Raw genomic sequence first — 25007 nt, 5'->3', positions numbered from 1 at the left:
CCCCCAGGGAGCCCCACCCATGCGATACCTCCACACCATGCTGCGCGTGCGCAATCTCGATGTCGCGCTGAAATTCTATGTTGATGCTTTCGGCTTGAAGGAGGTGCGGCGGATCGAGAACGACAAGGGGCGGTTCACGCTGGTGTTCCTGTGCTCGGCGGACGATCTCGATGCCCTCAAGAAGCAGCCGCCGACGCGTGGGGCGCCGCTGGTCGAGCTCACCTGGAATTGGGACGAGGAGAAGTATGGCGAGGACCGCTTCTTCGGCCATCTCGCCTATGAGGTCGACGACATCTACGCCACCTGCGAGAAGCTGATGAAGGCGGGCGTCACCATCAACCGTCCACCGCGCGACGGCAACATGGCCTTCGTCCGCTCTCCGGACCTGCACTCGATCGAGCTGCTGCAGAAGGGCGATCCGAAGCCGCCGCAGGAGCCGTGGGTCTCGATGCCGAACACCGGCCATTGGTAAGCGCGCCGGCCGGAACAAGGCCCCTCGCCCGGCGTTCTCCTTTCACGAAACTGATTGGAGGAGGATGCGATGGCGAGAGGGCTGTTGCTGTGGATGCTTGGCGTGCCGATCCCGGTGATCATTCTGTTGTGGCTGTTCTTCGGCCGCTGAGCCTCAGTTTGAACTTTGCAATGAAAGCTCCGCCGCGTGCGGAGCTTTTTGCATGAGGGGCACGATGCAATCGCGCATCGCTCGGCGCGCCGAATTCCGCTATCACCCGCAGCTGTAGCCCGGATGGAGCGCAAGCGTAATCCGGGACTGTCAGCCCTGGATTGCGCTTCGCTCCATCCAGGCTACGACACCGAACAATGCCGCGGGGAGAGCTTCATGGCCGATACCAAGCTGACGATCTGGGGCCGCGCCAATTCGGTCAATGTGCAGAAGGTGCTGTGGTGCTGCACCGAGCTCGGCCTGGCTTACGAGCGCATCGATGCCGGCATGCAATACGGCAAGACGCGCGAGGCCGATTATCTGGCGATGAATCCCAACGCGCGGATCCCGACGCTGGTCGAGGGCGATTTCGTGCTGTGGGAGTCCAACTCCATCATGCGCTATCTCTGCCTCGCGCATGGCCGCGGAACGCCGCTCTATCCCGAGGCGCCGAGGCAGCGCGCCTCGGTCGACCGCTGGCTCGACTGGACCCTGTCGACGGTGCAGCCGGTCGACCGCCCGGTGTTCTGGGGCATCGTGCGCACCGCACCCGCCGAGCGCGATATGATCCAGGTGCAGCGCGATGCCGATGCTGCCGCCGAGGTCTGGGCCATCGCCGACCGCCTGCTCGCCACGCGCCGCTTCATCGAGGGCGATGCGTTCACGCTCGCCGACATCGCGATCGGATCCTATGCGCGGCGCTGGCTCGGGGTCGAGGGCATCAGCCGGCCGGCGCAGCCGCACCTCACCCGCTGGCTCGCCGAGCTCGGCAAGCGGCCGGGATTTGCGCAATTCGTCGCACCGCCGATGTCGTGAGCCCCTCGCGCGCCTTAAGCTGCGGCGATCGCGCGGGGAATCCGCGTTTAGGCGCGCTTCCCGCGGCGTCACCGCCGCGCTTGACGGCTACTGTGCATGGGGTTGTTTTCGCGGTTTTGTTTCAGGCTTTAGCGCCAGCCGCGCTCGACCAGCAGCACGACGACGATCAGCACCAGAGTCACGGCAGCCGTGGCGAGCCGCGCGGTCCAGCTGAGGCCGCGGCCGACCCACCACAGCAGCGCGCAATACATCAGCACGGGAACGATGATGTCGAGCCGCACCAGATCCGCGGGCATGGGCTTCAGCGCCGGATGCCAGCGTCGACGCTGGTCGAGCCACCGAGCTTGACGCAGGTCCCGGTGCCCTCGGCCATCACGAAGCCCCGGCCGTAGGCGGCGCAGGCGCCTGCCCTCGCCTTGCCGGCCGTGCTGCCGTTCAGCGGCAGTGCCTTGCCGGCCTGCGGCGGCTCGGCAGGCGGCAGGCGCAGGCTCTCAGCCGCGGTCGCGGACGTGGCCAACAAGGAAAGCAGGATGAGAAGCAGCGTGCGCATCGCCGCCTTGTAGCCCGGACCGGACCCGCGCGCCATCGCCGGCCGCGGCTAGAGGAACTTGACGCCGGCCGACTTGCCGCGGCGCCAGACCACCTGGCAGCTCCGCCCGGTGCGCGCATCGCGTGCAAAGGCCATCCGGATCACGCCGGGAAGCTGGCTCGCGTCCTCGTCGAGGGTGATCCTGGCGCCCGAATCCGAGATGTCCTGGACCAGGCAGTGCCGCGCGGCAAAGCCGCCGTCCAGCGTGATCCAGGCGTGCTGCGACAGCAGCTTGCGGGCTGCGCGCTTCTTCGGCGGTGGCATCGGCAAAATTCTCCCCGTCCAGCGCTACGCAGGGAACGCTAACAAACCGTTGAAATCGCCTCCGAATGATCCCGCGCCCCGGGGCTATCCACCGGGCCCGAAAGACCTTTCCCGAACGGCTTGCCCGGGAGCGCAAAGGCCACTATACGTTCGCCCGCTGCAAGCCGCCGGGCCCTGTTCGGCCGGCCAGCGGCCGTGCCGGGACAATCGGCAGGGCCCTGCGTTTGCTCCCTTCGTCTATCGGTTAGGACGCCACCCTTTCACGGTGGAGAGAGCGGTTCGATTCCGCTAGGGAGCGCCAGCAAAATCAATCACTCAAAGATCCACTCTGCCGCCGTGTCCAATGTGTGGCCAATAAACCCGTGCGAACACCCATGGACGTGGGGCTCGATCGCCGCCCCGCTTCGCGAGCGTGAACCGGCGGGCCATCGTGCTTACCGCCTGAGCCCGGGGCGGTGCGTCATCAGCCGCGGCCGGTCGCGCCTCCTGTGCAACCTGCGGTCGCCGCGAGGCAAGCCGCCGGCATCGCTCATTTATTTTTTTTCGAAGCAGCCAGCGGCTACCCTGTTGCCGATTGAGTAGCAATCAGGAGGATTGGGCTTTGTGACCACGTGCTGGGGCGTTTCAACTCGTGGGCTCGACCACCCCCAAAGCACAGCAAGCAGGGCCAGACCCCCGAGGATCGCGAGTGCAACCATTTCAGGCGTGACGAGAGCGGGGCGCCGACAGAGCCCCTGGGGTGCAATCTGTTTCAATGAACACAACTCTGAACTGTAATAATCTAAACTGTAATAAAAATATCATATGTTAATTCCGGTTCCATTGCAAATGGCCGGTTGTTCCACGTGGAAATGCCCGAAACGAACGGCCCGCCAGCGTGAACCGGCGGGCCCTGCTCAATGGCGCTTCATTAGTCGCGCTCCGCCAGGATGCGGTTGATCTCGGCCGTCACGATCAGCTGGTGCTCAGGCGTGAGCTGGACATACCTCGCCAAAGGGCTCGCTCAGCCCTCTGGTGCCCTCGGCGTTCGTCGATCGTCCTCTTGAGGCCCTTTAGATCGCCGTCGAGCATCCAGTCGAAGTTGATCCCGTGCTTCCGGCAGTAGTCGCACAGCTCGGCGCTGGGCGCGGGACCGACCTTAGGAGCTGGCTCCAATCCCCATTCGATCGCGAGCCACAACAGGCGCCGGTTGTTGTTCAGCGCTGACGACGCGCCGTCGGCGTCGAGCCGCTCCAACGGTGTCCGGAGGCGTAGCCGCCGACGCTTGGCGGCGTTGCGGCGCCGCGTGATGCCAGCGGGGGTGATGGGCTTCTCCTTTGCCACTGCCCGCGGATCTTCCTGAGCTTCGTTTGTGCCTTGTCGATGTCTATTTTTACGGAGGTGGACGGCCATGGACCTATTCTCATCTCTTTCACGGTGGAGTGAGCGGTTCGATTCCGCTAGGGCGCCAGAGGCGCAAAGCCGCCGCGGCAGCGTGAACCTCCTCGCCCCTCGTCTCCGACCAATGTCAGGTCGTAACCGGTCGAGGCCCATGCCGCAGCTCAAAGCCGACATTGCAGACGCATCGCAGATGCCGGCGCTTCCCACATGGCTGCGCCACCCGCGCCAGCATGCGCCGGACCGGCGCGCCAAGATGCTCGCGCACATGGCCCACATCCAATCACTGCCGGAGCGCCAAGCGGCGTTGACGCCGCCCTCGCCGGAGCGGTCAGGCCAGGCCGTCGCTGACATTCTCGGCGATGCCTTCGGCTACATCGTGCTGTTCGGTGTCATCGCCCTGCTCTTCCATTCGCGCGTTCCGCTCTACCTCGGTGCCTTTCTCTTCCTGACCGATGGCGAGCGCATCGAAAGCGCGCTGGCAAGCATCGGTATCCGCCTCGAGCCCGAAATGATCGGCCAGGACATCGTCAAGCGCTTTGTATTCTGGTTCGGATGGTTCGCGTTGCTCGGCCCCCTGAAAGCCTCGGTTCCCGCCTGGCTCGCGTCTTGGCTGCCTCCGACCCAGTCATGGTCTTCCCTGGCCGGCATTGCCATTCTGCTCGCCCTCGTCGAAGCATTGACCGGGCTCGCGCTGCGGCACGCATTGCCGCGCCTGCGATGGGAGATCCGTCCGAACGGACTGATATGGACGATGATCCAGTTCGCCTTTGCCGCATTGGCTATCCTGGTGCTGTTCGGACCTCGCTAGCCGTCGCTTATGCCGCGCTTCCCGCTGCTCTGCCGACCCGCGCCATTTACCGAAAATTCACCCCAGCTATTAGGCAGCAGTATCATTTGCTTAGAATTTGCTCGCTACCGTGGAACTACGGCAATCACCCGAACCCCCGGTCAGCGCTCATGTCCGTCGCAGACTTCCTGAGGCAGCGAGCAGTGGATGTTACGGTCAGCGGCAGCTACTCGCTGCCCCGCTGGTACGATTGCGAGGGCAAGCTCCGCAGCTTCGCCTGCCGGACCAAGCGCGTCTCGCCGTTCCGGATGATCGTGGACGTGCCCGTGGTCGGCAAGGTCGGCGAGCGCTTGACCTCCTACTTCGAGGATTTCGGCGAATTCCAGGGCACCATCAGCGCGACGCTGAAGGCGGGCTTCCTGATGGAGCTCGAGATGACGCGGGCGCGGCGCGCCTGGATGTCGGAAAAGCTGACCTGGCTCGAGAAGAAGCAGAAGGATGTCAATGTTCGGGACCTGCGGCGTGACGCGCGTTTCGTTCCGCAAGTCTCGCACACCGTGCTGACCCTCGCGGACGGCAGCTGCCATCCGTGCTTCATCATCGACGTCTCGACGGCCGGCGTCGCGGTGTCCTCCGAGTATGATCCGGTGGTCGGAACCCCGCTTGCGGTCGGCGCCTGTGTCGGGCGGGTGATCCGCAAGTTCGAGCACGGCTTTGCGGTCAAATTCGCCGAAAAGCTGGACCGGGACGACCTCGTCCGCCTGATCGTCCGCGCGCCCTTGCTGAAGTCGGCCTGAATTCGCCGCCCTATAGCGGCCCCAATGCCGGATCAGCTTTTGCAGGTCTGTGCCTCGGGCCGGACGTCATTTTGCAGACTTGCGATCGGGGGACCGAATGGCAGTCGACAAGATCACCTGGGACAGGGTCGGCCGGGTCACCGAGCCCGGACGCTACATGTACACGTTCGGTTGGCTCACCATCACCGCCGGCGATCTCGAAATCTGGAAACGATACCCGCGCGCCGCGTTCACGCTGCTGGCGCAGCGTTCCGGGTCACATGAGTCCGCTGGCGAGGAATTCCATCTCGGCGCCTTCGACGTCGCACCCGACGCGCCGCCCGCGATCACGACGCACTGACTAGACAAGGCCAGCAGCCGGCACGCTGCGCAGATGCGCCAGGAATCGAGGAATCCCGCGCATTTCCTTGAGCTCGCTTGCAAATCTCGATCCGCAGCGCACCGGGCAATCGTTGCGGTGACTGGCGAGCTTCTGCCATCATGCGATTGATTGCGCTCGTATTCTACTCCCCACAATGAGCCCGGATGAACGGCAGCTGTCGCGCACCTTCAGGGAGCCGACAGCCGGCGCATGACACATGGTCGCATCGGAGAACGTAGATAAGCGGATCAAGGGAACTTATTTTCGGCGCCAATGTACCTGATCGAAGCGCTCCCCACCGTCATCGGAACTGCCGCTATCGCCCCGGCGCTGCTGTTGCTCTGGCTCGTCATCGCTGCCGAGGAACGCCCGGGGCCGCCGGCCCAGGTCTGGACCGCATTCCTGTTAGGGGCGGCGAGCATTTCGCTCCTGGGCCTCGCCCGCGCCCCCTTCGCCAAGATGATCGCCGCCCCCGACGATCCCTGGGCGGCGCTGGCGATGCATTCGATCTTCGGCGTCGCGCTGCCCGAGGAAGCCGTCAAGGTGCTCGCCATCGTGCTGGTCTCCTCGACCAAGCGACGCACCTTTGCCAATCCGATGGACACCGTGGTCTACGGCGCCGCGGTCGGCCTCGGCTTCGCCGCCTACGAGAATCTCGCCTACCTGGTCCAGCACGCCGACATGTGGCGCTCGCTTGCCGCGCTGCGCAGCGTCCTGACCGTGCCGTTCCACGGCGCGCTCGGCATCATCGCCGGCGCCTACCTGACCATCGCGCGCGCGGGCACGGCGCTTGGCGCAAACCGCCACCATCGCGATTGGGCCCGTCTCTCCAGCCGGCTGCTGATCTTCGGTGGCCCGCTCGCGCTTCATACGGCCTTCGACTTCCCGCTGCTGACGCTCCAGCGCATGCCCGATCTCGATCCGACACTCCGCATGTGGTTGGGCGCTGCGAGCCTGTTGATCGGCTTCGGCTCGATCGCCTTCGCCATCCGCCTGGTCCGGCGCGTCGCGCGCCACCACGCGCCGCGAACCGATGTCGCGCGCGAGCGGCTCAGCCAGCTGCGCCGGATGTGGGCGCTGCTGCTCGCCGGCGGCGGCATCGGGTTCGTCGGGCTCGCCTTCGTCCTGACCTCGATCCATCACTGGCTGATCAACCCCGAGCGCAACCTGACGCTGGCGCTGATTCCGATCGGTTTCGTCTCGATCCTGCTCGGCCTTGCGCTTCTGATTGTCACATCGGCTATCTACATTCTCGGCCGCAACCGCATTCGCACCAACGCGGAAGGCTTTTCGTCGGCGCCCGGCGGCACTTGATCCAACGCATGGCGAACGCGCGACAGGCCCACTAGATTGGGACGCAATCCTCTCGTTCCGGAGCCAGACGATGACATCGCCCGAGGAATTTGCCCGCCTCCAGTCCGAGATGAACCAGGCGGTCAAGGCGCGCTGGAAGGCTTTTCTGTTCGAAGGGATCCTGCTTGCCGTCCTCGGCATTGCCGCGCTCGTCCTGCCGCCGCTCGCCAGCCTTGCGACTGCGATCTTCCTCGGCTGGATGTTCCTGATCGGCGGCATCGGCGGACTGATCGCGACCTATTGGGCGCGCAGCACGCCGGGCTTCTGGTGGTCGCTGATCTCGGCTGCGCTCGCTGTGCTCACCGGCCTGCTGCTGCTGGCCCGGCCAATGCAGGCCGTGCTGACGCTGACCATCGTGCTCGGCGCCTATTTCCTCGCCGAGGGCGTCGCCACCATCATGTACGCGCTAGAGCACCGCCGTGAGCTCAGCGGCCGCTGGTCGTGGCTGCTGATCTCGGGCCTCGTCGACATCGCGATCTCGTTCATGGTGATCACGGGACTGCCGAGCTCGGCGGAGTGGGCCATTGGCGTCCTCGTCGGCATCAACCTGCTGTTCGGCGGCGCCACCCTGATCGGCATGGCGCTGGCGGCACGCAATGGCAACACCTGAGGCGCCTCGTCGCTCCACATTCTGATTGGGGGGTGACAAGGCGCCAGCGGCACGCTATATGGCCTTTCCATGATCACCGTCGCCACCAGCTATTTTTGGTATTTTAGCTACGACAGCTCGCTGGCGGCGGGAGGATCGCGCTCAATCTGAAACATTGCAGCAAACGTCCGAACAGCCGCCCGACCTGGCGGCTTTTTTATTGCCGGCAGGTTCTAGAACAGACAGGAGCCCGCCGTGCTGAGCACGACCGACGATCTTCGTATCCGCGAACTGAAAGAGCTGAGCACGCCGGAAGAGGTGATGCGGGAAGTCCCGCGCACGCTCACCGCGACGCGTGTGGTGATGGCCGCGCGCAACGCCATCCATGCCATCCTGAGCAATCAGGACGACCGCCTTCTGGTCGTCGTCGGCCCCTGCTCGGTGCATGATCCCAAGGCGGCGCTCGACTATGCCGAGCGGCTAGCAAAGCTTCGCGAGGATCTCGCCGATCAGCTCGAGCTCGTGATGCGGGTCTATTTCGAGAAGCCCCGCACCACGGTCGGGTGGAAGGGCCTCATCAACGATCCCGACCTCGACGGCAGCTTCGACATCAACAAGGGGCTGCGGCTCGCGCGCAACGTGCTCGCGGCGGTGAACAATCTCGGCCTGCCCGCCGGCACCGAGTTCCTCGACATGACGACGCCGCAATACATCGCCGACCTCGTCTCCTGGGCCGCGATCGGCGCGCGCACGACCGAGAGCCAGATCCATCGCGAGCTGGCGTCGGGGCTGTCCTGCCCGGTCGGCTTCAAGAACGGCACCGACGGCAATGTGCGGATCGCGGCCGACGCGGTGAAATCAGCCTCGCATCCCCATCATTTCATGGCTGTCACGAAGCTCGGCCGCTCGGCGATCGCCTCGACCGCCGGCAACGAGGACTGCCACATCATCCTGCGCGGCGGAGCTGAGCCGAACTACGACGCGGCAAGCGTTGCGTCGGCCTGCAACGAATTGACCAAATCCGGCGTTGCCCCGCTGGTGATGGTCGATGCCAGCCATGCCAATTCGAGCAAGAAGCCGGAGAACCAGCCGCTGGTGATGGCCGATATCGCCCGTCAGATCTCGGGCGGCGAGAGCCGCATCATGGGCGTGATGATCGAGAGCAACCTCGTCGCCGGCCGGCAGGATGTCGTACCGGGCAAGCCGCTCACTTATGGGCAGAGCATCACGGACGGTTGCATTGACTGGGCAACGACGTCGAAGACGCTCGAGCAGCTCGCCGACGCGGTCGAAATCCGCCGCAACATCCGGCGCGCCGGACTGCACGAGCGATCAGCCTGACGGATGGCCGAGCTTGGGATGGCTCATTCCTCACCTCTCCCCGACGGGGAGAGGTGAAAGCCTCAGCAGCCGCGGCAGATGCTCTTGATCTTCTTGTCGAGCGCCTGGTTTTCCTTGCTGAGCGGATCGTTGGGATCGCTCAGATTCTTCTCGCTAGGCACATCGCTGGCACGCGGCTGGCGATGACCGACCGGCGCCGGCAACACCGACCCGGACGATGCGCCGCTTGAGGTCGATCCCTTGGAGCCGCCGGTCTGCGCAACAGCCGCGCCGCCAAGCAAGACCACGAGCGATACTGCCAGCATGATCTTCGTCATGTCCATTTCTCCATTCTCAAATCAGCGTCCAAGCCCAGCACTCAAGTCAGCGTCGACGCCATCGCCACTCATGCCTCGGGCGGATAGAGATGAACGTCGCCGCAATAGTCGACGATACGATAGCGCGTTTCTGATTCCGCTTCACTTGTCTCGTTTGCGGTATTTTTCACCGCCGACACGTAATTCGGACCCACCGGCGACTTGCCGGCACCGCCGGGAATGTCGATGACATAGTCCGGCTGACACAGGCCCGACACCCGCCCGCGCAACTGCCGCATCAAGGCCTGCCCCTCTGCCAACGTCGTGCGCAGATGCGCCGTTCCCGGGGCGAGATCGCCGTGGTGCAGATAATAGGGCTTGATCCGGCATTCGACGAAAGCTCGCATTAAATCCGAGAGAGCGGCGATGTCGTCATTGACGCCGCGCAAAAGCACGGACTGGCTCACCAGGGGAATTCCAGCATCGACGAGCCGCGCGCAGGCATCGCGCGCGGCCCTCGTCAGTTCGCGCGCGTGATTGGCGTGTACCGCGACCCAGGTGGCCGCGCCCGCAACCTTCAGGGCTGCAACCATCTCCGCGCTGACGCGCGCGGGTTCGGCCGCCGGGACACGGGTGTGGAGACGGATGATCTTGACGTGATCGATGGCCGCAAGATCGGCCATGATCTCGCTCATCCGCCGGGGCGACAGCATCAGGGGATCGCCGCCGGTCAGGATCACTTCCCAGATCTCGTCATGCGACCGGATGTAGTCGATCGCGGTGCGATAGGCGCTCTCCGACAGCGCATTCTCCTTGCCGGGCCCGACCATCTCGCGGCGGAAGCAGAAGCGGCAATAGACCGCGCAGACGTGCACGAGCTTGAACAACACCCGGTCGGGATAGCGGTGCACGATTCCCGCCACCGGCGAATGCGGGTGATCGCCGATCGGATCGGCATTCTCGCCCGGCTGCGCCTCGAGCTCGGCCGAAACAGGAACGAACTGCCGCGCGATGGGATCGTCGGGATCCGTCGCGTCGATCAGCCCGACCAGATCCGGCGTGATCGCCACGGCATAGCGCGCGGCGACGCGTTCGAGCGCCGGCAGCGCCGATGCGGGGACCAGGCCCTCGGCTACCAGCTCGGCAGGTTCGCGCAGAGTGCGTGCAAGGTTCGTCTTTGTCATCTCTCATCCGCAGGCGGTGTCCACACCACCTGATCAATTCGTGTGGCGCCGCTCGCCAGCATCACCAGCCGGTCGAAGCCGAGCGCGACACCGCTCGCCTCCGGCATTGCGGCGACCGCCGCCAGAAAATCCTCGTCGAGCGGATAGGCTTCGCCGTAGCGGCGCTGCTTCTCCGTCATGGATTCCGTGAAGCGTTTGCGCTGCTCCCCGGCATCGGTCAGCTCTCCAAAGCCGTTGGCGAGCTCGACGCCGCAGGCATAGACCTCGAAACGTTCGGCGACCCTCGGATCGTCCGTCTTCACCCGCGCCAGCGCCGCCTCTGGAGATGGGTATTCGAACAGGATGGTCAAACGCCCCTGCCCCAGCTGCGGCTCGACGTGTTCGACCAGCACCTTGCTGAAGATGTCGGACCAGGTGTCATCCTCGGCGACACGGACCTTCCCGGCTGCCGCCTCGGCGAGCGCCGCACGGTTACCCTCGCCGCCCGAGATTGTCGACAACAGGTCGACGCCGGCGAACTGCGCGAAGGCGCCCGCGACCGTCAGGAGCTCCGGCTCGGCGAAGGGATCGGCGGTTCGGCCGCGGAAGGAGAAGGTCCCGATCCCGGTCGCCTGCGCCGCCCGGGCGATCACGACGACGCAATCGGCCATGATGGCATCATAGGGCGCTCCCGCCCGGTACCATTCCAGCATGGTGAACTCGGGCAGATGCAGGTCGCCGCGCTCGCGGTCCCGGAACACCCGTGCGAACTCGAAAATCCGCGTCTCGCCCGCCGCCAGCAGTTTCTTGCAGGCGAACTCGGGCGAGGTGCGCAGGTATCGGCTGGCCCGGCTGCCGTCGGGCCGCATGATCTCGGTCCTGGGGGCGTGCAGATGGGTCTCGTTGCCCGGAGAGACCTGGAGAACGGAGGTTTCGACCTCCACAAACCCCTGTTCGGCGAAAAAACCCCGCAAAGCTCCGGTCACGGCGGCCCTGGCCTGGAGGAACGGCCGTCGGTCGAGGTGGCGCGCGGGCGACCAGGACGGCGACATCGGCTTGTCCCCAGCCATCAACCGACCGCCCCGGCCGGCAGCAAAATGCTGGCATCCAACGGCAAAATCAGTATGTTGCGGCCCGAAACGGGTGCCGAGGTCCGGTTTGAGGCCCCAAGTCCCCCAGCAATTCGACCACGTCCTGGCTGGTGCCGGGCCAAGCAAGCAGGAAATACAGCTTTGAGAGTCATCGCCAGTTCTATTCGCAAGGGCAACGTGATCGAGCAAGACGGCAAGCTCTATGTCGTCGTGAGCGCCGAGAACATCCATCCCGGCAAGGGAACCCCGGTCAGCCAGATCGAAATGCGCCGAATCTCGGACGGGGTAAAGATCTCGGAACGCTACAAGACCACCGACCAGGTCGAAAAGGCCACCATCGAAGAGCGCAACTACACCTTCCTTTACGAAGATGGCGATGGCTACCACTTCATGAACCCGGAGACCTACGACCAGGTTCAGGTTTCCAAGGACGTCGTCGGCGACGCGGCCGCGTATCTCCAGCCGGACATGACCGTCAAACTGTCGATGCATGACACCAATCCGGTGTCGATCGCACTGCCGCAGCGCGTGACGCTGGAAGTGGTGGAGACCGAGCCGGTGACCAAGGGCCAGACCGCCTCCTCCTCCTACAAGCCGGCGGTGCTGTCCAACGGCGTGCGCACCACCGTGCCGCCGCACATCTCGGTCGGCACGCGCATTGTGGTGATGACCGAAGACGGCTCCTACTCCGAGCGTGCTAAGGACTAAACGAGCCATCGAGGATCGGAACAGGTACCGCCGGGGGGCGAAGCAGTGGGCAGGAACAGTCTCCGCTTCGTCTCGCTTCTCCTGGCGTTGCCGTCGCTCCTCGTTGCTGCACCGATCGCTGCGGACGAGTTCCGCAGTCCCTCGCTGACGGCCCTGCGCATCGAGTGGCGCGCGGCGCTCGATCAGCTTCGCAGCGAGATCAACAGCCGTCCGCAAATTGCGGGCGACTTCATCTTCGCACCGCGCCGTTCGGTGCCGCGCTACGATCCGCGCGCGATGCCGGCACTGGTGCAGCTCAACGCGGTCTCCTCGCGCTTCTTCACCGGCATTACCCGAAGTCCCGTCCCCGTGCTGCTGCCGTTCGACGCCGCCGCGTATCTCGATGCGCAGCGCAGCGGCGCGCCGGCGACGCTCGCGCTGTCGCGCTACCAGGCCGACTTCAATCCCGTCGACATGTTCGATGCCGGTCCTGCCGGCTACAGCGCGACCTTCTCGCTCGAGCCCGGCGCCGGTGACGGCATGCCGAGCCGGGTGTACGCAAAGCCCGTCGAGGTGCAGATCACGGGCTCGGCGCTGATCTACGACATCGCCGATCCGGCCGGGGGCAAGGGCGAGCCAGTCAAGCCCCTCGCCGCAACCTACCCGGATCTGCGTAGGTTCATCCGGGAAGGCTATGTGCGCTACGCCTTCACCCGCTTCGGCGCCACCTATGTGGTCTCGATCCAGTGCCTCGACAGTGTCGCGAGGCCACGGCGGCTCGCCTGCAAGGAGGCCTATCCAGTCGCCGAACGCTTCCTCAAGGCACTGCGCGTCGCAGGGGGCCAGCGCATGCGGCCCCTGGCGGACGTTGCCTCCAACATTATCGACCGGCCCGCGGTGCGTTCACCGGATTTCAGCTACCGGCCGAGCGGCGACATCATTCCGAACACCGGCTACCGCAAGCAGGGCGGTCATCCCGACGCCATGGCCTATGCCCAGATCCGCTTTCCCTTGGAGAAGGCGCCCGCCTTCGTGCGCTCCCAATCCTTCGGCAAGCGCGACAAGAGCGAAGGCCCGACCGCTTATCCCTGGCGCGACAATTTCTGCGAGTCGCGTAGTTTCGAGGTGTGGCAATGCGGCGGAGGTTACGGCCACCAGGGCGAGGACATCCGCGCCGCCGACTGCCCGCCGCCCGGCGAAGGCCGCGAGCCCTGCGATTCCAAGCGGCGCGGCGTCGTCGCCGTGCGTGACGCAATCGTCATCCGTGGAGCCAAGGACCAGGCCGCGACGCTTCAGGTCAATAGCCGCACCGAGCACATCCGTTTCCGCTACATGCACATGAATCCGCATGCGATGAACGCCGATGGCGTCATCAACGGCCGCATCGTCACCGAAGGCGAGAAGATCGGCGTGATCTCGAACTACCTCGACCGTCCCGCCGGCACCTCGATGCACCTGCATTTCGACGTCCAGGTGTTCACCCGCGATGGCTGGATCTGGGTCAGCCCCTACGCGACGCTGGTCTCGGCCTATGAACGGCTGATCCGCGCGCGCGGCCGCGAGATCGGCCCGGAGATCGCGGTCACGGCGCAGCCGGTGGCCCATGCGCTGCCGGAAGACGTGCTCAAGCCTGACCTGCGCGAGGGAGCGGGCGGCGAGGAGAACTGACAGCGTGCTGGTTCGTTGCTGGAGCGGGCAGGACGCATCTGGTCGCGCACTCCCCCGCTCGAACGAAGAAGGATGAGTTGATGAGTGTCGGACTGATCGGTCTTCTCGACGATATCGCGGGGATCGCAAAGGTGGCTGCAGCCTCGCTCGACGATGTCGCTAGCCAGGCAGCCAAGGCAGGCACAAAGGCGGCTGGCGTGGTCATCGACGATGCGGCGGTCACGCCGAACTACGTCATCGGTTTCGCTTCGAAACGCGAGCTGCCGATCGTCGGCAAGATCGCGGTCGGATCGCTACGCAACAAACTGCTGATCTTGCTGCCGATTGCCCTGCTGCTCGGCTATTTCCTTCCCGCTGCGGTCACGCCGCTGCTGATGCTGGGCGGCGCCTTTCTCTGCTATGAGGGCGCCGAAAAGGTGCTCGAAGCCGTGATGCCGCATCATGCGCACGAGCACGAAGCTCAGCTCGAGCCGATTGCGTTGAATGCCCAGTCGGTCGAGGACGAGAAGGTCGCTGGCGCCATCAAGACGGATTTCATCCTGTCGGCGGAGATCATGGCGATCACGCTGGCGGCCCTCCCGGCGGGCAGCATCTGGACGCAGGCGCTGGTGCTGGCGCTGGTCGGCCTCTTCATCACCGTTGGTGTCTATGGCGTGGTGGCCCTGATCGTGAAAGCGGACGATGCCGGCATCGCCCTCGCGCGGTTCGACGGCGCCTCGCTCGCCGGCGGCGCGATCCGATTGCTTGGGCGCGCGCTCGTCCGCGGCATGCCCGTTTTCCTGGCGGTGCTGAGCACGATCGGCACCGCCGCCATGATCTGGGTCGGCGGTGGCATCATCCTGCACGGCATCGAGAAATACGGCCCACCCGCGATCGGCCACACGGTCCATGCCATAACCGAGGCTGCCGCACATCTCCTTCCATCCGTTGCCGGCATCGTCGAATGGTCGGTCGAGGCAGCCATCTCGGGTGCGCTTGGACTGCTCGTCGGCGCAGTCGCCATTCCGGTCGTCCAATACGGACTCGCGCCGGCCTGGAAGCGGTTGAGGCGATCGCGATCGGCCTGAGCACAGCCATTGCGGATGACGCGCGCAGCCTATTCCAGGAACGTCGTCAGTTGCGCGCCCTCATCCGCCACGAACACCGCGATCAGTTCCGCCGGCTCGGTCATGCTGGCATTGGCCGAGACCAGATGCGTCGAGCCCGGCGGTTCGAAGAAGGACTGGCCGACGCCGAACGTCTCGACCGGGCCGCCGCCGAGCTGCGAGCGGATCTCGCCCTTGGTGATGTAGGCGGTGACGGAGCCGGAGTGACGATGCGGCCGCGAAAACCCGCCCGGACCGTAGGACACGCGCACGATGGTAACGCGTTTGCCGGGCACGTTCGGAAGCGCGTAGGAGCCGATCGGCTCAACCTTGTCGAGCGGAGAGCCTTCCGCCGCCGTCGCGCAGAGCGGCGCGAGGGCGCTGGACACGCTGTCGATCGTCACCGGCAGAGCTTTGCCGATTGCCAGCGCGCAGACTAATCCTGCGATGACGGCGAACGCCGTCGAACGTGACGGCAACGGGTACTGCACGGCCGAAAGGCTCATGGCTGTCATCGTGATTTTCCCCTCTCTCCGTCAGGACGAAGCTGCAACGGCGGCCGCCGGCCGCTGTGCAGGCGTCCAGCGAAACGCCGCGCCAAACCGGTTCCAGACGTTGATCGAGGCGACCGCTGAGGTCAGATACGTCAGTTCAGTCTCGGAGAATTCGCGGGACGCCTCGGCGTAAACCTCCTCGCTGACCCCGTCAGGCAGACAGGTCAGCGCCTCGGCCCAGGCGAGCGCGGCCCGCTCGCGCGGCGAAAAGATCGGCGCCTCGCGCCAGACCGCGAGCAGATGAAGCTTGTCGAGGGGAACGCCGATCCGTTCCGACAGCAGGACGTGGTGTTGCACGCAGAACGCGCAGCCGTTGATCTGCGAGGCGCGCAGCTTGACCAGCTCGAGCAGCTGCTTGTCGAGGCCGGCCTTGGCCGCAAGCTGGCCCAGCGCCAGCACCAGATCAAACGCATCGGGCGCGATCCGCTTGAAATCTTCGTATTCGCTGCGGGCGTGTGACATTGCCATTCACCTCGGCATATTATAAGAGCACGGACATCTTATAAGAGCTCTTATATGTCGCGCAAGACGAATGTCACGAAATCGCAATCGGGACCCAAGGCCGTTGCAGCCGGTGCGGTGCACGTTCCAGCACCGGGCGAAGGCAAGCGCGGCGAGCAAGGCTATCTCGGTTACCTGCTGCGCCAGGCCCACGCCGCGGTTCGCCTGACGATGGAGCGCACGCTCGCCGATCTCGGCGTGACCTCGCCGCAATTCGCGGTGCTGACGATGCTGAACGCCTATCCGGGCTTGTCGGGGGCCGATGTCGCCCGCCTCACCTTCCTGACGCCCCAGACCGTCGGCGTCATCATCCGCAATCTCGAACGCGACGGCGCGATTGCGATGACGCCTCATCCCGTTCACGGCCGCATCCAGCAATGGACGCTGACGCCGCGCGGCGCGACGCTTCTGAAGGCGTGCCGGCAGCGTGTGCTCGAATTGGAGAAGCGCCTCGCTCGCAATTTGGATTCAAAGGCGGAAACCACGATCCGGCGTTGGCTTTCCGGAATCGCGGCTGACCTTCAGGAGGACTAGGCGGCCGGCATTCGCGGCTGTAGTGGGCCCTGGTGCTACCCGCCTTTCAAGGCGTTCTTGACTGCGCCGTCCGGCCAGCTCTCGTCGGCCGCGATCACCCGCACGCGGGTCTGGTCGGCGGGATTGACCAGCACGTGCGAATTCACCCGCTCACCGCTCGGCTCCAGACGCAGATCGGTTTCGGGCTTCCAGCTCAGCGTCGTCGCGAGGTCGCCGGGAAAGATCTTCCATTGCGATCCGTCGTCGAGTTCGACGATATGGCTTTCGGCATGCGTGCGTATCTTCATTCCACCCCGACGATTCGATGAACAGGAAGGCCGGCCGTACCAGGACCGACTCTTCTCCTCCTGGCGTGGGAGGAATGCGGGAGTGCGGCACTTGTTCCGGTGGGAACGACCGACGGGGTCGGGCCGAGTTGCCGCACGCGGCCGTTTCGGAACCGACTCACGCGTGCCATGTTTCCGGCTAGAATGTGCCCATGAAGCACACTGATTCCTCGCCCCGTCACACACGCCGCGCCCTGCTCCAGTCGACGCTCGGTGCAGCCGCTTTGCTCGCGCTTCCCACCCGCGCTCTCGCCGCGCCTCCCGGCTTCGACGAATGGCGCGAGAGCTTTCGTGCGCGCGCGATGGCAAAAGGTATTTCCGCCGCGACATGGCAGCGCGCGATGGGACGGGTCGAACCGGACATGAGCGTGTTCGCGCAGATGCGCAACCAGCCCGAATTCCGCGAGCAGGTCTGGCAGTACATCAACCGCCGCGTCTCGGACTGGCGCATCATCAACGGCAAGATCGCGCTGAAGAACAACGAGGCGCTGTTCGCCCGCATCGAGCGCGATTTCGGGGTCGAGCGCGGCACGCTGCTGGCGCTATGGGGCGTCGAGTCCGCCTATGGCGATCCGTTGGTGCAGCAGAACCACATGAGACCGGTGTTTCCCTCGCTCGCCGCGCTCGCCTGGAACGAGCCGCGCCGCAAGGCCTATTGGGAGACCGAGCTGATCAATGCACTGCGCATCGTCGACAAGGGCTGGTCCACGCCTGAGGACATGCGGGGATCATGGGCCGGCGCGATGGGCCATTCGCAATGGATGCCGGAGGTCTGGCTCAATGTCGGCATCGACTATGATGGCAACGGCAAGGTCTCGCCATTCGGCAAGCCCGACGATGCGCTGGGCTCGACCGCGAAATATCTCGTCAATCGCGGTAAGTGGCATCGCGGCGAGCACTGGGGCTACGAGGTGCGCGCGCCCGCCAACATGAGCGGCAGCCGGACCTATGCGGCCTGGCAGGCGGCCGGCGTGACGCGTGCCGACGGCCAACCATTTCCGCAGCCCAACGCATCCGCGCAGATGTGGACGCCGGTTGCGGGCGGGCCGACCTTCCTGCTCGGGCCGAATTTCTACTCGGTGAAGAGCTACAACCCTTCCATGAACTACGCGCTGGCGATCTGCCATCTCGGGGATCGCTGCCTGGGAGCTCCGCCCTTCATCCAGCCCTTCCCGGGCTCCGAGCGTGCGTTGACGCTCGCCGAAGTGCAGGAGATGCAGACGCGCCTGACCAAGGCCGGCTTCGACACGGGCGGCACCGACGGCCGGGTCGGCAACGACACCATGAAGGCAGTCAAGGAGTTTCAGCAGAAAGTCGGGATCGCGCCAGCCGATGGCTACGGCGGGCTGAAGGTGCTGGCCAAGCTGCGGCAAACCAACTAGCACGGCCGGAAGCGCCGGCGCTGGCGCCTCCCCCGCCGCTGCAGCCGACCCTTAAGCCGCGTTTCGCTGTTCTGTCAGCTTCAGCAGCTCGTCGACGAGGTCATCCACGGTACGCTCGGCCGCGGCAATCGACGCCTGCAACCGTTCGTCGGCGAATTCGTCGTACTCGACTGCGATGCTGTGGAAGGCCGTGATCCCGATGAAGGCAAACACGTCCCGGACGGCTCCTTCGACATGATTGACGGCGGCCATGCGCCCGCCCGGATCGTACCCGTAGTCTCCGCGCGAGCCGAGCAGGACAAGACGCTTGTCCATGCCCGCAAGCAGCGCCGAATATGGATTGTCCGGACATGATCGGTCGAAGCCGAATGTGCGTCCGACCCGAACAACGTTGTCTATGTATGCCTTGAACTGCGCTGGCACACCGAAGTTGTACATTGGCACGCCCGCGACGATCAGATCAGCTGTGAGCAACTCGTCGACCAGCGCATCGCTTTCCGCCAAAGCCTCTCTCATCCATGGCTCGCGCCGATCGGGCTTCGCGAAGGCCGCCTTGACCCAGTCGTCCGTCACCGGACTCGGTGCGAAGCGACCGAGGTCGCGGCAGACGACGCGATCCCCCGGCCGCGACTGTAGCCATCGTTGGACGAAACGCTGAGTCAGACGCCTGGTGTGCGAACCGCGCGGATTTGCATCTGAAGGCTCGAACCGCGCGCTTGAATCGATTTGTAGCAGTTGCATTGCAGCACTCCTCTCATCTGTTTGCCCAATAGATCGGTTCAGGCCCCGTCGTTGACAAACGAAAGTTGCTCAGCTTATGGATGAACTGCATTCATCCTTGAGTTCGCGATGAGAAGGCTTCCTCCGCTGGCGGGATTGCGTGCATTTGAAGCGGCGGCACGTCACCTCAGCTTCAAGCGCGCCGCCGATGAGCTTCACGTCACGCCGACCGCGATCAGCCATCAGGTGCGACAGCTGGAGCAGACGGTCGGGGTCAGGCTGTTCGAGCGCCGGACGCGGCAGGTTCTGCTCACCGCGGAAGGTCAGGTCCTGCTTCCGGTCCTGCGCGACGGCTTTGATGCGTTTGCGCGTGTTCTGGAGGGATTGAGCCGGAAGCGACGCCGGGCGGTGGTCACACTTTCGGCGACGCCGGCTTTCACAGCCAAATGGCTGGTGCCGCGTCTTGCTGGGCTCCGAAAGAGCAGAGGCGACATTGATCTCACATTGCTTGCGAGCTTGGAGGTGGCCGATCTCAATTCGACCGCGGATCTCGCACTTCGCTACGGTTCCGGTCCTTATCCCGATCTGATTGCCGAGCCGCTCACGGTCGATCGTTTCGCACCGGTGGTCAGTCCGCGCTTGGGCATCCGAAGACCGAGCGACCTGCGCTCAGCAACGCTGCTACATTTCGACTGGCACCGTCGTGATGCCCGAAATCCGACCTGGCGGCGCTGGTTCAAGACGGCCGGCATTGACGACGTTGATGCGCGCGCCGGCGTGCGTTTCAGCGATGAAACCCATGCCATCCAGGCAACCGTCGCCGGCGCTGGTGTCGCTTTGCACAGTCTTGTGCTCGTCGCCGACGAACTTTCGCAGGGAACGCTGGTCGCACCATTCGGGCCGGAGCTGGAAGGCTCTTCGCTGCACTTGGTCCGCAGCCGCGACCGGCCGCTCACCGAGCCGGTCGAGGCTGTACGACACTGGCTGAAGTCAGAGTTCGACGCGGCCCGCTGATACGCGCAGCTCTAGCGCGCCCGGAATGACATCGTGGTCAGTGCCGATATTGCGGCTCTTCCGCATCGAGCTGCCGCCGGATCGCGGCGAGATGCAGCCGGGCGGATTCGGAATCGCCCTCGCGCATCTGCCTGTAGGTCTCCGCCGCAACGGCGGGATCGACCGGCAGCACCTTCCGCCCCGTCGACATCGCCAGCACCTGCACCTCGGCGGCGCGCTCGAGATAATAGAGATCGTCCCAGGCTTCCGCGACGGTCGGCGCCAGCACCATCACGCCGTGATGCTGCATGAAGACGATGTCGGCATCGCCGACGGCGGACGCGATGCGGGCACCTTCGCGGCTGTCGAGCGCGAGGCCGTTGTAGTCGCGGTCGACCGCGGTGCGGCCGTAGAATTTCAGCGCGGTCTGGCCGGCCCAGATCAGGGGCTCGCCCTCGATCATCGACAGCGCTGTCGCGTAGGGCATGTGGGTGTGAAAGGCGACCTTGGCGCGCGGCAGCAGCCTGTGCATCTCGGCATGGATGTAGAAGGCGGTCGCCTCGGGCACACCCTCGCCGTCGAGCACGTTGCCGTGGAAGTCGCAGATCAACAGCTTCGACGCGGTCAGCTCGCGGAAAGCGTAGCCGTAGGGATTGACGAGGAACAGGTCGTCATGGCCCGGCACGACCGCCGAGAAGTGGTTGCAGATGCCCTCCTCAAAGCCGTTGCGCGCGGCCATGCGGAAGCAGGCGGCGAGATCCTCGCGCGCGGTGCGGATCGCGTCGGTGGCGAGATCCGGCCGGTTGGAACGGAATGGCGCGGGCGCGGGTGAAGAAGCGTGAAGGCTGTGCGCCATGGCGAAGGACACCTCTCTCGGTCGGGAGCTGCCCAGTGTTGTACAGGGACTGCGCCTGCGCGTCAGCCCCTGCGGCCGCCACCCTGCCCTGCGCAGCTCAAGCGCGCCGCGGCACGCCGCCGCCATTCATGCCGCCGTCGATGACGAGCTCGCTGCCGGTGACGTAGCGCGAGGCATCGGAAGCCAAGTATAGCACGCCCGAGGCGATCTCCGCCGCCTGGCCCGCACGACCGAGCGGCGTCACCACCTTGGCACGCTCCTCCGGATCGATCGGGGCGTTCTGGCCGGCGCCGGCCGCCCCCGTCGGGATCTTGCCCCAGATCGGGGTATCGATGATGCCGGGGTGAACCGAGTTGACCCGGATTCCATCCCCCGCGGCCGCGCATTCCATCGCGATGGATTTGGCGAACAGCCGCACGCCACCCTTGGTCGCCGAATAGGCCGACAATCCGGGCGAGCCGCGCAGGCCGGCGAGCGAGGACATCATGACGATCGAGCCGCCGCCGGTTTTGCGCATCAGGGGCAGGCAATGCTTCACCGAAAGAAACACGCCATCGAGATTGATCGCATTCTGCTTGCGCCAGTCCGCGAGCGTCATGTCGACGATCGACGGCACCGAAATGCCGATACCCGCATTGGAGACGAGCACGTCGAGCCGGCCGAAGCGCTTTGCGATCTCGGCGACGATCTCGATCCAGCACTCTTCGCTGGTGACATCCTGCTCCAGAAAGATCGCCTTGCCGCCCTCCCTGGTGATGCGCCTGACCAGCTCGGGGCCCCTCAGCTCATCGATGTCGGTCGCGATGACCGTAGCGCCTTCGCGTGCGAACAGCTCGACGGTAGCCTCGCCAATGCCGGAGGCGCCGCCCGTCACCAATGCGACCTTGCCCTCAACCTGCCCTGCCATCCCTCACTCCCTTTTTTGTTGTTTGGAACCGTTGTCTCTTGATCGTTGTCGGAAAACCGCTTCGCACTTTTCCGGATCATGCATCATCTAATCACGGATGGCCCCTGATCCGGTAGCGCGACGTCGACGACACGGAATTGCACGCGCTCGGCGCCCTGGTAGCGATCGACCGACAACGAGCCCGCGACATGCATCTGCTGGCCGCGATTGGCGAGCAGCGCATTGCCGAGCTTTTGGCCGACTGAACGGAACGCGATGCCGTTGACGATGGCGCCGTCGCCCGCCTTGAAGCGCAGGCGCAGATGCGACTGGCCGACCTCGTCGGCAAACACGAGCTGGTGCGCCGGCAGCGCCAGCACCGGCTCCGGATTGCCGCTGCCGAAGGGACCGGCGCGATTGAGCGTCGCCGCAAGCTCCGGCGTCACCGCACGGGCGGTGACTGCGCCGTCGATATAGAGCTCGTTGACGTGGCGCGCCTCGGCGACGTCGCGCGCCAGCGCGGTCTCGAGATAGGCGCGGAATTCGGCGAGCTTCTCCTTGCGCAGCGTCACGCCCGCGGCCATCGCGTGGCCGCCGCCCTTGAGCAGGATGCCGTCGGCGACCGCCTGCCGCACCGCCTTGCCGAGATCGACGCCGGCGATCGAGCGGCCCGAGCCGGTGCCGATCCCCCCCGGCTCCAGCGCAATGGCAAAGGCCGGCCGCGAGAACTTCTCCTTCAGGCGGGAGGCAACGAGGCCGACCACGCCGGGATGCCAGCCTTCCGAGGCCGTGACGATGACGGCGAGCTTGTCCTCCAGCCCGATCGAGGCCAGCGCCTCGGCTTCGGCCTGGGCTTCCGCCGCCTGCTCGATGACGCGACGTTCGCTGTTGAGACGGTCGAGCTCGGCCGCGATCCGCGCTGCCTCGACGCTGTCGCCTTCGAGCAGCAGCCGCACGCCGAGATCGGCGCGGCCGATACGGCCACCGGCATTGACACGCGGGCCCAGCATGAAGCCGAGATGCCAGGCCTCCGGCGGGCCATTGAGCCGCGCCACGTCCATCAGCGCGGTGTGGCCGACATGGTCGCGCCGCCGCATCGCGATCAGCCCCTTGGCGACGAAGGCGCGGTTGAGACCGATCAGCGGCGCGACGTCGGCGACGGTGCCGAGCGCGACGTGATGCAGCATGCCCAGGAGATCGGGCTCGGGCATCTCGCTGGTCCAGAAGCCGCGCTGGCGCAGCTCGCGATTGACCGCCACCAGCGTCACCAGCACGAGGCCGACGGCGGCGAGATGACCGAGGCCGGAGAGATCGTCGAGCCGGTTCGGATTGACCAGCGCATCCACCACCGGCAGCTCCGTGCCAGCCTGGTGATGGTCGATCACGACCACGGACATGCCGAGGCGCTTGGCCTCGGCGAGCGGCTCTATGCTGGTGGTGCCGCAATCGACTGTGATCAGCAGCGTGGCGCCCTTGGCCGCGAGCGCGCGCACCGCTTCCGTGTTGGGGCCATAGCCCTCGAAAATCCGGTCGGGAATATGGATCAGCGGATCGAGCCCGCAATGGCGCAGATGCCAGGCCAGCAGCGCCGCCGAGGTCGCGCCGTCGACGTCGTAGTCGCCGAAGATCGCAACCTTCTCGCCCTTGGTCGCGGCATCCGCAATGCGTTTGGCAGCGGCCTCCATCTCCGTCACCGTGAACGGGTCCGGCAGCAGCTTTCGGATGGTCGGATCGAGAAAGTCGGACACCGCGTCGATGTCGACACCGCGGCCCGCCAGTACCCGCGCCAGCAGTTCCGGCAATTGGTGCCGCTGCACGATGGCGAGCGCCTGGGCTGCCCCGCGGGCATCAAGCCGGTCGCGCCACAGCTTGTCGGTGAGCGAGCGCGCCACGCCCAGGAAGGCCTGGGGCGCTTCGATAGGCAAGGCGGTGGCTGGCGGCGTCATGACAGAGGCAGATGTTGGGGAACTCGAAGGGCCAGGCGGTCACGCGAACGCAGAGTCACTGGCTTCAGGGGATTGGTCGGCATCCGGGACGGATTTGCAACGGTCCGGCCGCACAAAGCGGTGGATGGCCGCCCCGACGGGCGCACTGACTATCATTTAGGCATCCCGTCAAACAGCAAATTAAGCAGGCGTTAGGCGGAATCCTCGAAAAAGAATCGTATTCGATCTGTAAGTCGTTGTTCCGGGTTCATTGCAGATCAGACCTCATTGCCAAGGGAAGTCCCCGATGTCTGCTGCGCTGGGTCTGAAAGCCAAGCCGATCGCCACCGAGCCCGCGGACGATGATTCCGACATCTCCGCGCTGATCAACCGTCTCACCGCCGAGGTCAACCAGATCGCGGTCGACAAGACCAAGTCGATCCAGCAGATCACCAACCAGATGAAGATGCTGGCGCTCAACGCGCTGATCGAGAGCTCGCGCGCCGGCGCGCAAGGCGCGGGCTTTGCGGTGGTGGCGCAGGAGGTGCGCGGCGTCGGCCAGCAGGTCGAGACCATCGCCCGCGAGCTCGAGACCCAATTGACCAAACGCACCGGCGATCTCGTCGCCTCGATCGACCGCATGAGCCAGCGCTCCCGCGGCGAGCGCATGGTCGACCTGTCGCTCAACGCGATCGAGCTGATCGACCGCAATCTCTACGAACGCACCTGCGATGTGCGCTGGTGGGCGACCGATTCCGCCGTGGTCGATTGCGCGGCCTCGCCCAGTGCTGCGGCCGTCTCCCATGCCTCGCAGCGCCTCGGCGTGATCCTCGGGGCCTACACCGTCTATCTCGATCTCTGGCTCTGCGACCTCGACGGCAACGTCATCGCCAACGGCCGCGCCGACCGCTTCCGCGTCGTCGGCCAGAACGTCGCCCACACCAGATGGTTTCGCGATGCGAAAGGCCTTCGCTCCGGCGACGATTATGTCGCCGGCGACGTCGAGAACCAGCCGCTGCTCGGCAATGCGCAGGTCGCGACCTATTGCGCCAGCGTCCGCGCCGGCGGCCAGGCTCATGGCGCACCGATCGGGGTGCTCGCCATCCATTTCGACTGGGAGCCGCAGGCCCGCGCCATCGTGCAGGGCGTGCGCGTCGGCGACAGCGACAAGGCGCGCGTGCTGCTGGTCGATTCCAATTTTCGCGTGATCGCGGCCTCCGACGGCCAGGGCATCCTCAGCGAACGCATCTCGCTGTCGCTGAACGGCCAGCGCTCCGGCTTCTATCAGGAACGCACGGGCACACTGGTCGCGTTCCATGCCACCCCAGGCTACGAGACCTATCGCGGGCTCGGCTGGTACGGCGTGATCGTCTGCGGCGCGTGAGGCGAGCGGGCCCGCCTC

General features: G+C 65.4%; 29 protein-coding genes and 1 tRNA gene. 16 read left to right on the top strand and 14 right to left on the bottom strand.

The genetic code is table 11. From position 1 onward, the window contains the following. The first annotated feature begins 19 nt into the window (after nucleotides 1–19). Both I6F31_RS20300 and I6F31_RS20295 read left to right on the top strand, forming a co-directional pair. Nucleotides 20–472 carry a VOC family protein gene (locus tag I6F31_RS20300; protein ID WP_225146774.1) on the top strand — a complete coding sequence of 151 codons (453 nt, stop codon included), beginning with the start codon at nucleotides 20–22 and terminating at the stop codon, nucleotides 470–472. 366 nt (nucleotides 473–838) lie between these two features. Then, entirely contained in the window at nucleotides 839–1477 is a 639-nt protein-coding gene (locus I6F31_RS20295; RefSeq protein ID WP_225140725.1) for a glutathione S-transferase, read from the top strand. 128 nt (nucleotides 1478–1605) lie between these two features. On the opposite strand, the gene I6F31_RS20290 is transcribed toward I6F31_RS20295, so the two are convergent. From I6F31_RS20290 to I6F31_RS20280, 3 genes are read right to left on the bottom strand one after another with little or no spacing between them, the layout of a single operon-like run. Continuing rightward, the gene (locus tag I6F31_RS20290) at nucleotides 1606–1773 is read right to left on the bottom strand and encodes a hypothetical protein (RefSeq protein ID WP_036022969.1); all 168 of its coding nucleotides are present in this window, start codon (nucleotides 1771–1773) and stop codon (nucleotides 1606–1608) included. 5 nt (nucleotides 1774–1778) lie between these two features. Further along, nucleotides 1779–2027 (bottom strand): hypothetical protein, encoded by a 249-nt coding sequence (locus tag I6F31_RS20285; RefSeq protein WP_225146794.1) that lies wholly within the window; start codon nucleotides 2025–2027, stop codon nucleotides 1779–1781. A 48-nt stretch (nucleotides 2028–2075) separates the two neighbouring features. Continuing rightward, on the bottom strand, nucleotides 2076–2330 hold the full coding sequence (locus tag I6F31_RS20280; protein WP_057029117.1) for a PilZ domain-containing protein: 255 nt from the start codon (nucleotides 2328–2330) through the stop codon (nucleotides 2076–2078). A gap of 226 nt (nucleotides 2331–2556) precedes the next feature. Here I6F31_RS20280 and I6F31_RS20275 point away from each other — a divergent pair. Further along, nucleotides 2557–2631: transfer RNA gene (locus tag I6F31_RS20275), tRNA-Glu, on the top strand. 653 nt (nucleotides 2632–3284) lie between these two features. On the opposite strand, the gene I6F31_RS20270 is transcribed toward I6F31_RS20275, so the two are convergent. After that, a complete protein-coding gene (locus tag I6F31_RS20270; protein WP_225146773.1) occupies nucleotides 3285–3722 on the bottom strand; it encodes a hypothetical protein in 438 nt (145 codons plus the stop codon). Between the two features lie 178 nt (nucleotides 3723–3900). Here I6F31_RS20270 and I6F31_RS20265 point away from each other — a divergent pair, with 178 nt between their 5' ends. The 6 genes from I6F31_RS20265 to I6F31_RS20240 all read left to right on the top strand — a co-directional run bounded on the left by I6F31_RS20265 (nucleotide 3901) and on the right by I6F31_RS20240 (nucleotide 8938). Continuing rightward, the gene (locus tag I6F31_RS20265; RefSeq protein WP_225186009.1) at nucleotides 3901–4518 is read left to right on the top strand and encodes a hypothetical protein; all 618 of its coding nucleotides are present in this window, start codon (nucleotides 3901–3903) and stop codon (nucleotides 4516–4518) included. A gap of 149 nt (nucleotides 4519–4667) precedes the next feature. Continuing rightward, nucleotides 4668–5294, top strand: a complete 627-nt coding sequence (locus I6F31_RS20260; RefSeq protein ID WP_036022965.1) for a pilus assembly protein PilZ — start codon at nucleotides 4668–4670, stop codon at nucleotides 5292–5294. A gap of 97 nt (nucleotides 5295–5391) precedes the next feature. Then, nucleotides 5392–5634 carry a hypothetical protein gene (locus tag I6F31_RS20255; protein WP_036022964.1) on the top strand — a complete coding sequence of 81 codons (243 nt, stop codon included), beginning with the start codon at nucleotides 5392–5394 and terminating at the stop codon, nucleotides 5632–5634. A gap of 294 nt (nucleotides 5635–5928) precedes the next feature. Next, a complete protein-coding gene (locus I6F31_RS20250) occupies nucleotides 5929–6969 on the top strand; it encodes a PrsW family glutamic-type intramembrane protease (protein WP_036022963.1) in 1041 nt (346 codons plus the stop codon). A 70-nt stretch (nucleotides 6970–7039) separates the two neighbouring features. After that, nucleotides 7040–7618 (top strand): HdeD family acid-resistance protein, encoded by a 579-nt coding sequence (locus tag I6F31_RS20245; RefSeq protein ID WP_225186008.1) that lies wholly within the window; start codon nucleotides 7040–7042, stop codon nucleotides 7616–7618. 234 nt (nucleotides 7619–7852) lie between these two features. Further along, nucleotides 7853–8938, top strand: coding sequence for a 3-deoxy-7-phosphoheptulonate synthase (locus I6F31_RS20240; protein ID WP_057029112.1), 1086 nt, complete (start codon nucleotides 7853–7855; stop codon nucleotides 8936–8938). Between the two features lie 62 nt (nucleotides 8939–9000). On the opposite strand, the gene I6F31_RS20235 is transcribed toward I6F31_RS20240, so the two are convergent. From I6F31_RS20235 to epmA, 3 genes are all read right to left on the bottom strand, one after another. Next, entirely contained in the window at nucleotides 9001–9255 is a 255-nt protein-coding gene (locus tag I6F31_RS20235; RefSeq protein ID WP_035999808.1) for a hypothetical protein, read from the bottom strand. 68 nt (nucleotides 9256–9323) lie between these two features. Continuing rightward, a complete protein-coding gene (locus I6F31_RS20230) occupies nucleotides 9324–10418 on the bottom strand; it encodes a lysine-2,3-aminomutase-like protein (protein WP_225186007.1) in 1095 nt (364 codons plus the stop codon). Beyond that, entirely contained in the window at nucleotides 10415–11467 is a 1053-nt protein-coding gene (epmA, locus tag I6F31_RS20225) for an EF-P lysine aminoacylase EpmA (protein WP_225156040.1), read from the bottom strand. The genes I6F31_RS20230 and epmA overlap by 4 nt, the downstream gene beginning before the upstream one ends. Before the next feature lie 162 nt (nucleotides 11468–11629). On the opposite strand from epmA, the gene efp reads away from it, so the two are divergent. From efp to I6F31_RS20210, 3 genes are all read left to right on the top strand, one after another. Beyond that, nucleotides 11630–12196 carry an elongation factor P gene (gene efp / locus I6F31_RS20220; RefSeq protein WP_028136595.1) on the top strand — a complete coding sequence of 189 codons (567 nt, stop codon included), beginning with the start codon at nucleotides 11630–11632 and terminating at the stop codon, nucleotides 12194–12196. Nucleotides 12197–12241: 45 nt separating this feature from the next. After that, nucleotides 12242–13843 (top strand): M23 family peptidase, encoded by a 1602-nt coding sequence (locus I6F31_RS20215; RefSeq protein WP_225113574.1) that lies wholly within the window; start codon nucleotides 12242–12244, stop codon nucleotides 13841–13843. Between the two features lie 80 nt (nucleotides 13844–13923). After that, entirely contained in the window at nucleotides 13924–14910 is a 987-nt protein-coding gene (locus tag I6F31_RS20210; protein ID WP_036033438.1) for a DUF808 domain-containing protein, read from the top strand. 29 nt (nucleotides 14911–14939) lie between these two features. Here the strand turns inward: I6F31_RS20210 and I6F31_RS20205 are convergent, their stop codons facing one another. After that, on the bottom strand, nucleotides 14940–15443 hold the full coding sequence (locus I6F31_RS20205) for a cupin domain-containing protein (RefSeq protein ID WP_225141852.1): 504 nt from the start codon (nucleotides 15441–15443) through the stop codon (nucleotides 14940–14942). Between the two features lie 21 nt (nucleotides 15444–15464). Further along, on the bottom strand, nucleotides 15465–15944 hold the full coding sequence (locus I6F31_RS20200) for a carboxymuconolactone decarboxylase family protein (protein ID WP_225140693.1): 480 nt from the start codon (nucleotides 15942–15944) through the stop codon (nucleotides 15465–15467). 54 nt (nucleotides 15945–15998) lie between these two features. Here I6F31_RS20200 and I6F31_RS20195 point away from each other — a divergent pair, with 54 nt between their 5' ends. After that, nucleotides 15999–16517 (top strand): MarR family transcriptional regulator, encoded by a 519-nt coding sequence (locus I6F31_RS20195; protein WP_225186006.1) that lies wholly within the window; start codon nucleotides 15999–16001, stop codon nucleotides 16515–16517. A gap of 35 nt (nucleotides 16518–16552) precedes the next feature. On the opposite strand, the gene I6F31_RS20190 is transcribed toward I6F31_RS20195, so the two are convergent. After that, the gene (locus I6F31_RS20190; RefSeq protein WP_035999836.1) at nucleotides 16553–16804 is read right to left on the bottom strand and encodes a hypothetical protein; all 252 of its coding nucleotides are present in this window, start codon (nucleotides 16802–16804) and stop codon (nucleotides 16553–16555) included. A 191-nt stretch (nucleotides 16805–16995) separates the two neighbouring features. Here I6F31_RS20190 and I6F31_RS20185 point away from each other — a divergent pair, with 191 nt between their 5' ends. Continuing rightward, on the top strand, nucleotides 16996–18225 hold the full coding sequence (locus tag I6F31_RS20185; protein WP_035999838.1) for a lytic murein transglycosylase: 1230 nt from the start codon (nucleotides 16996–16998) through the stop codon (nucleotides 18223–18225). A gap of 51 nt (nucleotides 18226–18276) precedes the next feature. Here I6F31_RS20185 and I6F31_RS20180 read toward each other — a convergent pair whose 3' ends face one another. Next, nucleotides 18277–18966 carry an NAD(P)H-dependent oxidoreductase gene (locus tag I6F31_RS20180; protein WP_225186005.1) on the bottom strand — a complete coding sequence of 230 codons (690 nt, stop codon included), beginning with the start codon at nucleotides 18964–18966 and terminating at the stop codon, nucleotides 18277–18279. A 108-nt stretch (nucleotides 18967–19074) separates the two neighbouring features. Here I6F31_RS20180 and I6F31_RS20175 point away from each other — a divergent pair, with 108 nt between their 5' ends. Further along, entirely contained in the window at nucleotides 19075–19959 is an 885-nt protein-coding gene (locus I6F31_RS20175) for a LysR substrate-binding domain-containing protein (protein WP_057029105.1), read from the top strand. A gap of 37 nt (nucleotides 19960–19996) precedes the next feature. Here I6F31_RS20175 and I6F31_RS20170 read toward each other — a convergent pair whose 3' ends face one another. The 3 genes from I6F31_RS20170 to recJ form a co-directional block, all read right to left on the bottom strand. Further along, nucleotides 19997–20794 carry an aldolase gene (locus I6F31_RS20170; protein ID WP_225186004.1) on the bottom strand — a complete coding sequence of 266 codons (798 nt, stop codon included), beginning with the start codon at nucleotides 20792–20794 and terminating at the stop codon, nucleotides 19997–19999. Nucleotides 20795–20891: 97 nt separating this feature from the next. Next, nucleotides 20892–21701, bottom strand: a complete 810-nt coding sequence (locus I6F31_RS20165; RefSeq protein WP_225186003.1) for a glucose 1-dehydrogenase — start codon at nucleotides 21699–21701, stop codon at nucleotides 20892–20894. An 83-nt stretch (nucleotides 21702–21784) separates the two neighbouring features. After that, a complete protein-coding gene (gene recJ, locus I6F31_RS20160) occupies nucleotides 21785–23626 on the bottom strand; it encodes a single-stranded-DNA-specific exonuclease RecJ (protein ID WP_225146763.1) in 1842 nt (613 codons plus the stop codon). Nucleotides 23627–23912: 286 nt separating this feature from the next. Here recJ and I6F31_RS20155 point away from each other — a divergent pair, with 286 nt between their 5' ends. After that, nucleotides 23913–24989, top strand: coding sequence for a methyl-accepting chemotaxis protein (locus I6F31_RS20155; RefSeq protein ID WP_225113566.1), 1077 nt, complete (start codon nucleotides 23913–23915; stop codon nucleotides 24987–24989). Nucleotides 24990–25007: the final 18 nt, after the last annotated feature.

The sequence above is a fragment of the Bradyrhizobium sp. NBAIM01 genome, assembly GCF_020194115.1.
Lineage (GTDB): Bacteria > Pseudomonadota > Alphaproteobacteria > Rhizobiales > Xanthobacteraceae > Bradyrhizobium > Bradyrhizobium yuanmingense.
The sequence above is the reverse complement of the archived record's forward strand: the minus strand, read 5'-3'. Positions and strand labels throughout refer to the sequence as shown.

What these genes read in the sequence shown, in the direction of transcription:
- I6F31_RS20155 (WP_225113566.1), top strand. Translation starts at nt 23,913, where the DNA reads ATGTCTGCTGCGCTGGGTCTGAAAGCCAAGCCGATCGCCACCGAGCCC.
- I6F31_RS20260 (WP_036022965.1), top strand. Translation starts at nt 4,668, where the DNA reads ATGTCCGTCGCAGACTTCCTGAGGCAGCGAGCAGTGGATGTTACGGTC.
- I6F31_RS20250 (WP_036022963.1), top strand. Translation starts at nt 5,929, where the DNA reads ATGTACCTGATCGAAGCGCTCCCCACCGTCATCGGAACTGCCGCTATC.
- I6F31_RS20210 (WP_036033438.1), top strand. Translation starts at nt 13,924, where the DNA reads ATGAGTGTCGGACTGATCGGTCTTCTCGACGATATCGCGGGGATCGCA.
- I6F31_RS20290 (WP_036022969.1), bottom strand. Translation starts at nt 1,773, where the DNA reads ATGCCCGCGGATCTGGTGCGGCTCGACATCATCGTTCCCGTGCTGATG.
- I6F31_RS20265 (WP_225186009.1), top strand. Translation starts at nt 3,901, where the DNA reads ATGCCGGCGCTTCCCACATGGCTGCGCCACCCGCGCCAGCATGCGCCG.
- I6F31_RS20200 (WP_225140693.1), bottom strand. Translation starts at nt 15,944, where the DNA reads ATGTCACACGCCCGCAGCGAATACGAAGATTTCAAGCGGATCGCGCCC.
- I6F31_RS20235 (WP_035999808.1), bottom strand. Translation starts at nt 9,255, where the DNA reads ATGACGAAGATCATGCTGGCAGTATCGCTCGTGGTCTTGCTTGGCGGC.
- I6F31_RS20180 (WP_225186005.1), bottom strand. Translation starts at nt 18,966, where the DNA reads ATGCAACTGCTACAAATCGATTCAAGCGCGCGGTTCGAGCCTTCAGAT.
- epmA (WP_225156040.1), bottom strand. Translation starts at nt 11,467, where the DNA reads ATGGCTGGGGACAAGCCGATGTCGCCGTCCTGGTCGCCCGCGCGCCAC.
- I6F31_RS20165 (WP_225186003.1), bottom strand. Translation starts at nt 21,701, where the DNA reads ATGGCAGGGCAGGTTGAGGGCAAGGTCGCATTGGTGACGGGCGGCGCC.
- I6F31_RS20190 (WP_035999836.1), bottom strand. Translation starts at nt 16,804, where the DNA reads ATGAAGATACGCACGCATGCCGAAAGCCATATCGTCGAACTCGACGAC.
- recJ (WP_225146763.1), bottom strand. Translation starts at nt 23,626, where the DNA reads ATGACGCCGCCAGCCACCGCCTTGCCTATCGAAGCGCCCCAGGCCTTC.
- I6F31_RS20195 (WP_225186006.1), top strand. Translation starts at nt 15,999, where the DNA reads ATGTCGCGCAAGACGAATGTCACGAAATCGCAATCGGGACCCAAGGCC.
- I6F31_RS20270 (WP_225146773.1), bottom strand. Translation starts at nt 3,722, where the DNA reads ATGGCCGTCCACCTCCGTAAAAATAGACATCGACAAGGCACAAACGAA.
- I6F31_RS20185 (WP_035999838.1), top strand. Translation starts at nt 16,996, where the DNA reads ATGAAGCACACTGATTCCTCGCCCCGTCACACACGCCGCGCCCTGCTC.
- I6F31_RS20170 (WP_225186004.1), bottom strand. Translation starts at nt 20,794, where the DNA reads ATGGCGCACAGCCTTCACGCTTCTTCACCCGCGCCCGCGCCATTCCGT.
- I6F31_RS20280 (WP_057029117.1), bottom strand. Translation starts at nt 2,330, where the DNA reads ATGCCACCGCCGAAGAAGCGCGCAGCCCGCAAGCTGCTGTCGCAGCAC.
- I6F31_RS20230 (WP_225186007.1), bottom strand. Translation starts at nt 10,418, where the DNA reads ATGACAAAGACGAACCTTGCACGCACTCTGCGCGAACCTGCCGAGCTG.
- I6F31_RS20295 (WP_225140725.1), top strand. Translation starts at nt 839, where the DNA reads ATGGCCGATACCAAGCTGACGATCTGGGGCCGCGCCAATTCGGTCAAT.
- I6F31_RS20285 (WP_225146794.1), bottom strand. Translation starts at nt 2,027, where the DNA reads ATGCGCACGCTGCTTCTCATCCTGCTTTCCTTGTTGGCCACGTCCGCG.
- I6F31_RS20255 (WP_036022964.1), top strand. Translation starts at nt 5,392, where the DNA reads ATGGCAGTCGACAAGATCACCTGGGACAGGGTCGGCCGGGTCACCGAG.
- I6F31_RS20205 (WP_225141852.1), bottom strand. Translation starts at nt 15,443, where the DNA reads ATGACAGCCATGAGCCTTTCGGCCGTGCAGTACCCGTTGCCGTCACGT.
- I6F31_RS20245 (WP_225186008.1), top strand. Translation starts at nt 7,040, where the DNA reads ATGACATCGCCCGAGGAATTTGCCCGCCTCCAGTCCGAGATGAACCAG.
- I6F31_RS20300 (WP_225146774.1), top strand. Translation starts at nt 20, where the DNA reads ATGCGATACCTCCACACCATGCTGCGCGTGCGCAATCTCGATGTCGCG.
- I6F31_RS20175 (WP_057029105.1), top strand. Translation starts at nt 19,075, where the DNA reads ATGAGAAGGCTTCCTCCGCTGGCGGGATTGCGTGCATTTGAAGCGGCG.